This window comes from Paraburkholderia oxyphila NBRC 105797 (assembly GCF_000685075.1).
GTDB classification, from domain to species: domain Bacteria; phylum Pseudomonadota; class Gammaproteobacteria; order Burkholderiales; family Burkholderiaceae; genus Paraburkholderia; species Paraburkholderia oxyphila.
Genome location: NZ_BAYD01000132.1, coordinates 16,746 through 27,239 on the forward strand (window position 1 = coordinate 16,746; position 10,494 = coordinate 27,239).

Annotated in this window: 14 protein-coding genes; 8 read left to right on the forward strand and 6 right to left on the reverse strand. The window is 62.8% G+C overall.

Features of this window, described 5'->3' with window-relative positions:
- Window positions 1-93 precede the first annotated feature (93 nt).
- On the reverse strand, window positions 94-564 hold the full coding sequence (locus BO1_RS42535; RefSeq protein ID WP_028222776.1) for a universal stress protein: 471 nt from the start codon (window positions 562-564) through the stop codon (window positions 94-96).
- Between the two features lie 363 nt (window positions 565-927).
- Here BO1_RS42535 and BO1_RS55115 point away from each other — a divergent pair, with 363 nt between their 5' ends.
- A complete protein-coding gene (locus BO1_RS55115; RefSeq protein WP_043288801.1) occupies window positions 928-2,478 on the forward strand; it encodes an MFS transporter in 1,551 nt (516 codons plus the stop codon).
- A gap of 165 nt (window positions 2,479-2,643) precedes the next feature.
- On the opposite strand, the gene BO1_RS42545 is transcribed toward BO1_RS55115, so the two are convergent.
- Window positions 2,644-3,234 carry an acyl-homoserine-lactone synthase gene (locus BO1_RS42545; RefSeq protein ID WP_028222777.1) on the reverse strand — a complete coding sequence of 197 codons (591 nt, stop codon included), beginning with the start codon at window positions 3,232-3,234 and terminating at the stop codon, window positions 2,644-2,646.
- Between the two features lie 169 nt (window positions 3,235-3,403).
- Here BO1_RS42545 and BO1_RS55120 point away from each other — a divergent pair, with 169 nt between their 5' ends.
- Window positions 3,404-3,724 carry a helix-turn-helix domain-containing protein gene (locus BO1_RS55120; protein ID WP_043288797.1) on the forward strand — a complete coding sequence of 107 codons (321 nt, stop codon included), beginning with the start codon at window positions 3,404-3,406 and terminating at the stop codon, window positions 3,722-3,724.
- On the opposite strand, the gene BO1_RS42555 is transcribed toward BO1_RS55120, so the two are convergent.
- Together BO1_RS42555 and BO1_RS42560 are read right to left on the reverse strand one after the other, a co-directional pair.
- Window positions 3,708-4,412, reverse strand: a complete 705-nt coding sequence (locus BO1_RS42555) for a helix-turn-helix transcriptional regulator (protein WP_028222779.1) — start codon at window positions 4,410-4,412, stop codon at window positions 3,708-3,710. The genes BO1_RS55120 and BO1_RS42555 overlap by 17 nt on opposite strands.
- Window positions 4,413-4,967: 555 nt before the next feature.
- Window positions 4,968-5,420, reverse strand: a complete 453-nt coding sequence (locus BO1_RS42560) for a DUF3005 domain-containing protein (RefSeq protein WP_028222780.1) — start codon at window positions 5,418-5,420, stop codon at window positions 4,968-4,970.
- Window positions 5,421-5,726: 306 nt separating this feature from the next.
- Between BO1_RS42560 and BO1_RS42565 the strand changes: the two genes are divergently transcribed.
- The gene (locus BO1_RS42565; protein WP_028222781.1) at window positions 5,727-5,960 is read left to right on the forward strand and encodes a hypothetical protein; all 234 of its coding nucleotides are present in this window, start codon (window positions 5,727-5,729) and stop codon (window positions 5,958-5,960) included.
- A gap of 87 nt (window positions 5,961-6,047) precedes the next feature.
- Complete coding sequence (gene epsC / locus BO1_RS42570; protein WP_028222782.1) at window positions 6,048-6,971, forward strand: serine O-acetyltransferase EpsC; 924 nt, start codon at window positions 6,048-6,050, stop codon at window positions 6,969-6,971.
- A gap of 179 nt (window positions 6,972-7,150) precedes the next feature.
- On the opposite strand, the gene folE is transcribed toward epsC, so the two are convergent.
- Complete coding sequence (folE, locus tag BO1_RS42575; RefSeq protein WP_028222783.1) at window positions 7,151-7,801, reverse strand: GTP cyclohydrolase I FolE; 651 nt, start codon at window positions 7,799-7,801, stop codon at window positions 7,151-7,153.
- A gap of 123 nt (window positions 7,802-7,924) precedes the next feature.
- On the reverse strand, window positions 7,925-8,086 hold the full coding sequence (locus BO1_RS59875; RefSeq protein WP_156992729.1) for a hypothetical protein: 162 nt from the start codon (window positions 8,084-8,086) through the stop codon (window positions 7,925-7,927).
- 63 nt (window positions 8,087-8,149) lie between these two features.
- Between BO1_RS59875 and BO1_RS55125 the strand changes: the two genes are divergently transcribed.
- The 4 genes from BO1_RS55125 to BO1_RS60820 form a co-directional block, all read left to right on the forward strand.
- Entirely contained in the window at window positions 8,150-8,416 is a 267-nt protein-coding gene (locus BO1_RS55125; protein WP_052409814.1) for a D-Ala-D-Ala carboxypeptidase family metallohydrolase, read from the forward strand.
- A 322-nt stretch (window positions 8,417-8,738) separates the two neighbouring features.
- The gene (locus BO1_RS42590) at window positions 8,739-9,467 is read left to right on the forward strand and encodes a lysozyme inhibitor LprI family protein (protein WP_028222784.1); all 729 of its coding nucleotides are present in this window, start codon (window positions 8,739-8,741) and stop codon (window positions 9,465-9,467) included.
- A 230-nt stretch (window positions 9,468-9,697) separates the two neighbouring features.
- Entirely contained in the window at window positions 9,698-10,180 is a 483-nt protein-coding gene (locus BO1_RS56710; RefSeq protein ID WP_052409815.1) for a hypothetical protein, read from the forward strand.
- Window positions 10,177-10,494: hypothetical protein (locus BO1_RS60820; protein ID WP_218002859.1), on the forward strand; the 318-nt coding region annotated here is incomplete at its 3' end. The genes BO1_RS56710 and BO1_RS60820, both read left to right, overlap by 4 nt.

Genomic DNA, 10,494 nt, shown 5'->3' on the forward strand with positions numbered 1-10,494 from the left:
AAGCCGGTTTCGCGGCAAGTGATCGGGCGCAAGCGGGTTCAAAAAGGCATGAATTGGAGCGTTATCTTGTAATTCGTCTTTATCCGGCATCCGTTATTCGGAGTCGGCTGCGGATGCGCCCGCGGCGGAAGGAATTAGCAGGACCGGCAGGGTCGATTGCCGCACGCAGCGCTCGGCCACGCTGCCGAGAATCAGCCGCTGGAAACCGCGCCGCCCGTGCGTGCCCATCACGATCAGGTCGGAGCCATTGGCCTTTGCCGCGCTGAGCACGAGCGCGGGCACGTCGTCGAGCGAGGAGGCCTCCGCGGTCAGCATCTGGCCTTGCACACCGCGCTCGCCCAGCCGCTTGTTCATCTGCTCGGCGAGTTCCTTGCCCTGGGCAATCATCTGGTTGCGCAGGATGGACGGATCGTAGCCCGGGGCATCGAAATACATCGGCGTGTTCTCGATCACGTAGAACGGCTGCAGTGTCGAACCCATCGCCTTTGCCAATTCGAGCGCGGCGTCGAATGCGCGGCGCGACGTCTCGCTGCCGTCGACCGCGACCAGGATGCGTTGATACATGGAGCCTCCGCTTGAGTGGAACCGGAATGGATATGGCCTTGGGTTGACTTACGCCCGTGGCCTTGTGCTGCAATTATTGAACTTTGAAAAGCTTAAATGATTGCTCAGAAAGTTGCAGTGTCGCAGTATGAAAAGTGGAAGATATAGGAAGGAAGATCAAGATTTTTGCGTCGGAGATTGGCACATGGCCATTTTCGCTGCATGGGGTCGCCACCGCTGGCCGTGCGCGTTGGGCCAGTCGTCCGGTTGCGCGGGGCGCGCCGTCCCGCTATCTTTGCGTCTCTTTCGCACTTGCGCGCCGCAGCATTCCGATCCGTGACTTCCGCCCACACTCCCTTGCCGTTTCGCGACGCGCTGCTGGCCATGCTCGGCATCGGCCTCGTCAACATGCTGGTCGCGCTCGACCAGACCGTCGTCAGCACGGCATTGCCGTCGATCGTCGCCGAGCTGCACGGCTTCCAGTACTACGCATGGATCGCGAGCGCCTATCTGCTGGCATCGGTCGTGACCGTGCCGGTGTTCGGGCGTCTGGGTGACTACTTCGGGCGCAAGCGCTTCGTGATCGCCGCGGTGATCGTGTTCACGGTCGCGTCGGTGCTGTGCGGGCTCGCCATGGACATGCGCTTTCTGGCGGTGGCGCGCGCGCTGCAGGGCGTGGGCGGCGGGATGATGGTGGGCACCGCGTTCGCTTCGATTCCCGATCTCTTCCCCGATCCGCGTGCGCGGGTGCGCTGGCAGGTGGTGATGGCGGCCGCCTACGGCATCGGCACGGCGGCGGGCCCTTCGCTGGGCGGCTGGCTCTCCGAGCATTTCGGCTGGCGCTCGACCTTCCTCGTGAATCTGCCCGTCGGCGCGCTGGCACTCTATTTCATCTGGGCGCATCTGCCGGCCTACCGACAAGCGCGCACGGGCGAGGTGCGCATCGACTGGACCGGCGCCGCGCTGGTCGCGATCGTGCTGGGCGCCTTCCAGACTGTGATCGAGGCGGTGCCGAAGGACGGCGTGACGCCGGGCAATCTCGTGTTGATCGCCGTTGTGGCGGTGGGCGCGGTGGCGTTGCTGGCTTGCGAACGGCGCGCAACGCATCCAATCATCCCGCTTGACCTCTTTCGCGATCCGCAGTTGGTCACGCTGTTTACGCTCTCGACGCTCTCCGGCTTCGTGATGTTCTCGCTGATCTTCTTCGCACCGCTGCTGCTGCAGGGCGGCTTCGGCCTCTCGCCCCAGGAGGCCGGCCTGCTGGCGACGCCGATCGCCGCGTGCATCGCGCTCGGCAGTCTCGTCAACACGCGCATCGTGATCCACCTGAAGAAGCCGACGGCCATCCTGACCGTCGGCTTTGGCCTGCTCGTGTGCGCTTCGGTGGGGCTCGCATTCGCCACGCGCGTGACGCCGCATCTGTGGCTCGAGCTCGCGATGGCCGCCGTGGGCATCGGCCTCGGTTTCATTCTCAACAATCTCAATGTGTTCGGGCAGGAGATTGCTGGACGCGAGCGCTTCGGCATCACGACAGCGCTGCTGCAATCGACGCGCATGGTGGGCGGCATGCTCGGGACGAGCATCGTGGCGACGATCGTGAACCATCGCTATGCCGGGGGCGTCGGCGACGCGCTCGCGGTGCTCGGGTCGCCAGGCGCCGCGCGCTGGCAGCCGCAGCTTGCGGATCCGCGCGTACTGATCGATCCGGCGCTGCGCGGCGCGCTGACGGCACAAATGAAGGCGGCGGGACTCGACGGCGCGGCGCTCATCGAGGCGGTGCGGCACGTGCTGGTGGACGCCATTCATCTTGGCATCGGCCTGACCGGCTTCGCCGCGCTCGTGGCGGCGCTGAGCGTGCGCCGCATCGCGCATATCCGCTTCGGCCGTGCCGCAGCGACATCGGCACAGCCGAGTGCGCCGGTTCAGGCGGAGTGACGGCGTGGCCGTCCAGGAACCGTTACTTGCGTGCGCGGCTCGCCCGCTGCGGAGGTTTTCGGCCACCTTCGGCGCAATTCATCAGACAAAATCGTAGGCTGCCTGACATGAGCGCCGCGGGCCGTGGCGCAAGTGGCTGGATCGACAAGGGGGTGTACGCGTCTTTCAGGCCGCGACGGCCATCGGTCCGAACAGGGCGTTGCGGGTCTGCGGACTCACGGCGATTTCCAGCGCGACGGCATTTTCCACGCCAATGCGAACGGGCGCGCCGAGCCGCGTGACGTCAATGCCGGTGCGGCGCAGCAGGCGCTCGATGGGCGTGGTGGTGACGGTCACATAGCGCGAGATGCCCATGCGGTCGGCAAACGAGACCAGCGAGTGGATCGCATGCATGGTGACGTCGGCAAATCCGAACGCGTGGTCATTGCCCGACTCGATGGCAAAACGGCTCAGTTCCCAGATATGACGGCCTGCCGGCGCCGCGTCGCCGTGCAGCAGCTGCGGGAAGGTGTCGCGCAGCATGTTCGGGCCTTCGGTCGGCATCAGGCGCCAGCAGCCGCGCACCTTGCCGTCGTCGTCCTGGATCAGCATGTAATGGGGCCCGAGCGCGTCGTACCCATCGATTTCCATCCCCGCGATGGTGGGAATATCCCAGCCCATGCGGTCGCGAAACACGCGCGCGCGCAGCCGGTACATCTCGTTGATATCCTCGTTGTCGAACTCCTGACGCAGTCCGATCCGAATCGCAGCTTGCATGACAACTCTCCCGTGTACGTGTGGAGGGGCAGCGGTATGGATCGAAGCTATGCGTTATGAATATAAAAAAACACCTATCAAGATAGGTAGGTGCGCGGGGAGGGTCAGTTCTGGAGAATGGCTGGGCGGCAGTCACTCATCAGGCATATCTGACACAGCGAGAGTCAAAATGGAACTTCTGGACAATCATCAATGGCAGGCGGGCACGAACTCCGCTCACACCGGAGGGGACCTGTCGTCGGTAATCGACCGTGTCCTGATCATCGCGTATCGGAAAAAGAAGAAGGAAAGCCAGCGCCGCTTCTGGGCGCGGTTCGGCGTGACGCAGTCGCGCGGCAGCCGGTTCGAATCAGGCGCGGAGATTCCGCCGCCGGTGTCGATCCTGCTGGGTCTGTACTTCAACAAGACGATTTCGGACGGCGATCTGGGCCGTGCCGAGCGCGTGCTTCGGCGTCCGGACGCGCCGATGTTGCTTAGCCCGGGTCAATAAGACCCATCTGGGTTGCAATCACGGCTGCCGCACGCCGTGAGTTCACGCCGAACTTCCCGCGAATGTTCTTCATGTGGAAGTTCACGACGGCCTCGGAGCAATTCAGGATGTGCGAAATTTCCCAAGTGGACTTGCCCAGCGCAGTCCACTTGAGGCATTCCTTTTCGCGCGGCGTGAGCTTGGGAATCAGGGACTGAGCATGATCGTTCAGGTGCCGCTGGCTCGTGTCGAGCACGAGATCCCGTAGCAACACGAGGTTCGGCAGCGCACGGTCCACGTCCTGCCAGAACGAGTCCGACGGATTGGCGTCGTTGACGAAGCACAGCATCCCCGCCTCCTGGCGCGGGCCATGGATCGGCAGGGTAATGCCGGCGCGCAGCCCGTGCGAACGGGCTTCTTCATACATCGATTGCTGCTGCTCGGTGGCAAACAGTTCGGGCGACCAGATGAGCGGGGCGGCACGCGTCGTGCAATGCGCAACGACCGGGTCGAAATACGCCATGCCGTGGTCGTTATAGGCCTGCCGCCAGACGGAAGAATAGTTCGTCCGGATGAACGCGTCTTCGAGCCGCATGCCCGGGCGCGGCAGGATGGCCAGCATGACCTGGCCGAAGCCCCATGAGGCGGCGAGCCGAGACACCGCCTCGAACCACGCCGAATCCTCGGGGGCGTCGAGCACGGATGACATCTGCTCAATGTAATGTAGAGGCACGTCAACACTCTCCATCGGCGGTGGGCCAGACCGCAGGCGGTGCCTGGGGCAGGCTGCCGCCTTGCTTCTTGTGATGTAACAATTTATCACTAAATTCCGAATTCATCGTCTTTTTCTCCCCACCGGAAAGGTTTTGCGCCACGGATTGACCCGGCGCTTAGGGAGAAGTCTTGTCCTTGTTCTGCAAGTGCAGAACAAAAGTGGCGATTTGTTGGCATGGCGCATCTAACGCGCACGTAGTTCGGAATTGAGTTTTGGCATTTATTGCTCATGCCGGAAATGGCTTAATCTGAATCGGTAATAAAGCCGGGTAATTCATACCGCGCCAACTTGAAAGATTGTTAATACGATCGAATGCACTTTTGTGCATGCTAGTTAGGGCGGTTCGCGCGTCATTCAACGTGGCATTTGATCCATGCCGGCCTGCGCCGTCTCACTGAACGGAAGAGGGGGGCGCCGAGTGCATGGCCGCAACGGGCCGCGCCTGGCGAGGCAAGCTCGCCAGGCGTTCGATTGCATGTGCTGCGTGGGTCAAGGCTTGCGATGCAGTTCGACCACGCGCGTCGGCCGCAGGTGGTTGATGGCGTAGTGAATGCGTCCGGGGCTGCGGCGCTGGCCCGGCTCGCGCGGGTCGGCGAGCTGCCAGTCGAAATCGTAGGGCAGCTCCGGGGCGCTCATGCCCATATCGACGGCCTCGAAGCCGGTCTCGGGCGCGAACGGCATGCGATGCGCGAGGCCGCGGCTGTCGAAGCCCGCCAGGCCGTCGAGGGCCTCGGGCACGCTGTTGTCGAGCGAGGCGTTGCTGGTGGTGACTTCGTCGGGGCCGATCAGGCCATCTCCCGCGAGGCGTGCGGCTTCGCGGTTCTTGCCGTCGGTGTCGACCGTGCTGTCGTGGGTGCGGTCGTTATGCAGTTCGGCGCTGCGCCGGCGCGTCTCCTTGGCTTGCATTTCGCCGGGGCGGTTGCTGCGGTCGGAGTCGGTCATGGTGTGTCCTCCGTGGGAGAGCCATTGAAGAACTGGATGCACCAAAATTCAGCATGAGACGTTCCAAAACACCCAGTGCGAACCTTGAATCGGGCGGAATTGCAAGCCTGTGCGCCAGGAGAACGCCTCCAGCAATCCCGCATTTTTTTCGTTGGATCGCGGTATTTACTGGGAGTATGATCCTCTTTCAACGAGTTGGCGCGCTTAAGAATTAACGGCATGAAGAAAGGCCGGGCTGTGGCTTTGCCGCACGATCCTGTACGCGCCCACGAAAACGGACAAGGCAGTCAGGGGCGGATGAGACACATGCACTTCGACGCTGCATTCACGCATCGCGGCTATTTGCTCAATTGTGCACCGGCGCGCGCCGGCGACGGCACATATCAACCTTATGTCGTGATCTCGCGCTCGAGTGACGGCGAACTCGTTGCCAATCGTTTTTTCCCGGCCGACTTGCGCTTTTCCGACGAAGCAGCTGCCATTGCGCATGCGCGCGACTGGGCGGTGCGCTGGATCGATGCGAGCAGCGTCACGCTCTGAGGGCAGCTCGGCGCGCTGCCGCGAAAAGCGGTAATCTCTGGGGTCGATACACTCCTCGGCGGCGCCCGCCGCCTTTGCCGCTTCATCATGCCAAATCCCGCTTCTCCCGATTGGGGCCTCGAACAGATCGTCGCCGACCTGCGCGCGTCGCGCGAAGAGCTCCACCGCACGCGCCATCCGCTCGGCATCCGCGAGCTGCCCTCGCGCGATGGCGTGATCAACATCGTTGCCGGGTTGCGCGCCGCGCTGTTTCCCACGCACTACGGCGCCCCCGACCTGACTGACGAAAGCGTCGACTACTACGTCGGCCATACCCTCGAAAGCACGTTGCGCCTGCTTGCCGAGCAGATCCGCCGCGCGCTGCGCTTCCTGCCCGAGAACGCCGAAGCCGGCGACGACGTGCTGCGCACGCGCGCCTTCGACATCGCCCGCGAGTTCGGTCACCAACTGCCCGGCATACGCGCTCTGCTCGTGAGCGACATCCAGGCCGCGTTCACGGGCGACCCGGCCGCGCAGCACATCACCGAAATCCTGCTTTGCTATCCCGGCGTCTGGGCCATGACGCACCATCGGCTGGCGCATGCCCTGCATCGGCTCGGCGTGCCGCTGCTCGCGCGCTTCATCAACGAAATTGCGCATTCGGCAACGGGCATCGACATTCACCCGGGCGCGCAGATCGGCCCGAGCTTCTTCATCGACCATGGCACCGGCGTCGTGATCGGCGAGACGGCGATCATCGGCGAGCGCGTGCGCCTCTACCAGGCCGTGACGCTGGGCGCGAAGAGCTTCGCGGCCGATCTCGACGGCACGCTCGTGAAGGGCAATGCGCGCCATCCGATCGTCGAGGACGACGTGGTGATCTATGCCGGCGCAACCATTCTGGGCCGGGTGACGATCGGACGAGGCTCGGTGATCGGCGGCAACGTGTGGCTCACGCATAGCGTGCCGCCGGGCAGCAGCGTGCGCCAGGGCAAGATTCGCGAGATCGGCACCGGCAACGAACCGGCTTGAAGGACCGCGAGCGGTCCTGAGCGGTCACATTGCGGCCGTTGTGGCCGCAAGCGGCCTCGATGGCGGCGCGCTCGGGCCTGACGCTTTCGCGCCGGTTCGGGCCTGCCGTAGCGGTTGATCGGCCTGAGCGGTTGCGAACCGGCTCGGGCCGAACCTGAGGCTGCGTTGCAGCGCGCGCTTCAGGTGTTGGGCACGCTCATCACGCCGGGATTGCCGACGATGGAAAGAAATTCGCGGCGCGTGGACGGGTCGCTGCGGAATGTTCCGAGCATGCGCGACGTGACCATCGTAACGCCGGCCTTGTGCACGCCGCGCGTCGACATGCATTGGTGCGCCGCTTCGAGAATCACGCCCACGCCCTTGGGCTGAAGCACCTCGTTGAGCGTGTCGGCGATCTGCGCAGTCATCTTCTCCTGAATCTGCAGGCGCTTGGCGAAGGCGTCGACGAGCCGCGCGAGCTTCGAAATGCCCACCACGCGATGCTCGGGCAGATACGCCACGTGCGCGCGGCCGATGATCGGCACCATGTGATGTTCGCAGTAGCTCTCGAAGCGGATGTCCTTCAGGACGATCATCTCGTCGTAGCCGTCCACTTCCGAGAAGGTGCGCGACAGGATCTCGCTTGGATCGTGATCGTAGCCCGCGAAGAATTCCTCATAAGCGCGCACGACGCGCGAGGGCGTATCGATCAGGCCTTCGCGCCCGGGGTCGTCACCGGCCCAGCGCAGCAGCACGCGCACGGCGTCTTCCGCTTGCTCGCGCGAGGGACGGCCTGCGCCGGTCTTCGACTTTTTCTTGCGGGTCTTTTCTGCGTTCTTTTCGTCGCTCATGCATCGGCTCCTGTCATGTGGGCCACGCCGCTGCGACGTGGGCCACGAACGTGCATTGTTCCATGTTATGCGCGTCGGGGCCAGAGCGCCTTGCTGCACAAGGTTTTCCGGCCTTTCATGCATTCAATCTTTGTTCCAGCTACCAGCCTGGCTACCATTCGCCACCAGCTGCGTGTGCGTGGCGATGAAGTCGCAGAGACTGTCTTCCGCTATCGCTGATGCGAGCTTGCCAAGTTTTACCAGGGTCAATTCACTCGCGCGAACCAGGCGGTAGATCGTCGGCATCGAGACGCGCGGTCTTGACACGGTGCAGTTTCACCGCTGCGCGTGGTTGCTTTGAATGGTGTTTTGTTCTCCAGGATCAATCGCGCCGTGGGAGGTGCGGCGAACAGCACGCACCTGAGCGCGCTGGCGGCCGATTTCACGTGCCCAGGCTTCGGCAGCCCGCTGGAGGTCTGCAAGAAGCTGGCGGGCAGCAAGATGCCCTACGATCAGATCATCCAGGAGGGGACCTGGGTGCATTTCGCGATCGGCGCACCCAACAAGACACCACGACGTCAGATTCTCACCGCGCGATTCGGGCCGAAAGGCACGACGTACACAATCGGTCTTTGAAGCGTGTTTGACGTACGCCGTGGGCCTCCACGTCTCCCTCTGCCATAATCGCGCGCTGTGCCGACGCTGGCGAAGCACCGTGCGCATGGAATATCTGTCGGAGATTTTCTTCGTTATCCGACGGAATAACAATGTGGAGGGAGCGAAATTGAGAAAGCTAATCGGCTGTATCGGCTTGGCGGCGTTCATTTTGTTGGGGTGCGGGAAAGGCACGGAGAGTCCTTCGGCCGCCTCCAATCATCCAAAGCCCGTGGCGTCTCCGACTACGACGCCTGCGTCCACCCAGCCAGCGGCCCAGGCCGCGTCGAATCACCACTATTCCATGAGTGAAGGCGACGGAACATACGGATATGAGTCGGCCCTCAGCGAGGACGACGTCCGCGCCGGAAGGGCGGTGAAGGCGCTGGAGATGATGCGGTACGTGGGTAACCGGAACGGCACGTATGTGATTCTGCTGCTCGGCACGGACGCCAGCGATGCGAGTACAGCCATCCGGGTAAGCTGCCAGGCCCCATGCGATTTTGCGAAATCAGAAACGATGGTCGGTGGCGTAGTTGGGAAGACGGAGACTATCCGCGTATCACCAGACACGGTGGTAGGCGCGATGCTCGCGGATGCCATTTTCGGGCAGCTCAAGCCATACGGCCAGGCAGCCAACTCCGGGATGCCGCAGGCGCAGTACATGCCTCCCACGGTGCCTAATGCGCCTCCGGCCGGCACGATGCCTGCGGTGGCGCCCCAGGCGCAATCAACTGGCGGTGACGGGCCCCTGCAGCAAGCGAGCTTCGACTGCAATCAGCCCGGATCACTTCCGCAATACCTCATCTGCCACGATCCTGAGCTCGCCTCCTCAGATCGGGCGCTGGCGGACCTGGTACAACTGGCTCGCGGCGCCGTTCAGGACCAGACTGGCTTCGCGGATCGCCTGAAGAAGCAATGGAACTACCGGGAGCAGAAGTGCAAGGACAAGCCGTGCCTTGCGGCGTGGTATGTCTACGAGAAGGACATCATGCAGAAGATCGCTCAGACGGGCGATGTGAACGCGAAGTGAGTAAGGGCGAACTTCTATGTCAAGGAACGACTCACTTTACCGCACCCTGAACGAGGCGATCCTCGATCTCGTTTTGGTCTGCACAAGCCTGATTGAGATCTCAAACCTATGTATGGTTCGAATCGAGCGTACCACTAGTGATGACGACGACGAAGCCTTGAAAGAGGTCTATGAGCAGAACACGAATGCCGCTGCGGCGATGCTTCGGTCGATTATCGAGAGGCTCCCAGATGGGCGCTAACGTGCACCGGCTAGACGATCTCCGCAATGCAGCGCAGGCGAAAAAGCACGCGATTGAGATACATCCCGCAGGAATTGACAGTGCCGGCGGCGGCGGCGATGATGGCGGCATGGAATCCCGAGTCAAAGCACTGGAAGACGCCAATCTCGAAACGAGAGATCGGCTTGCGCGCATCGAGACGCGGTTTGACACTTTGGCAACGAAGGCAGATCTGTCAGATTTGCGGGGCGCGGTAAGAGCGGATCTGTCTGACCTGCGGGGCACGGTCGGCGAAAATCTGTCGGATTTGCGGGGCGCAGTCAACGCGGGGCTGTCAGATCTTCGGGGCGCTACGAGTGAAGGAACAGCGGATCTGCGAGCGGAATTTCGCAAGGATATGAACGCGCAGACATGGAAACTTGTGACGTTTGTCTGTAGCTTTGGATCAGCGTTAGTGGGTGCCACATACTTTGTGGCGAGATATGTCCATTGAGTATTAGCGAGCCAAGTCCCAACCCGCTTCGGCGGGTTTTTTACTTTCTGAGCTCAGCACCTCGTGCCGAGAATGTGACGTTGGCGGCGGCGCGCAGGCTACCTGTCAACGCCGGGGGCTTCTCGTTGAAAAATAAGCAATTCTTTCAGTTTCTCCCCCGGCTCGCCGCCGGGGTGCTCGTGGCGCCCGTGCTTACGGATGGCGTGCAATACCTTCGCCGCGACCCACTTTCGGAACCGATGTGGGCGCGTGCCGCGCTTGACGGCGTCACGGCAGCGAAGAATCGCGCCCGCGCCAGGCGGCGTGCCTTAACG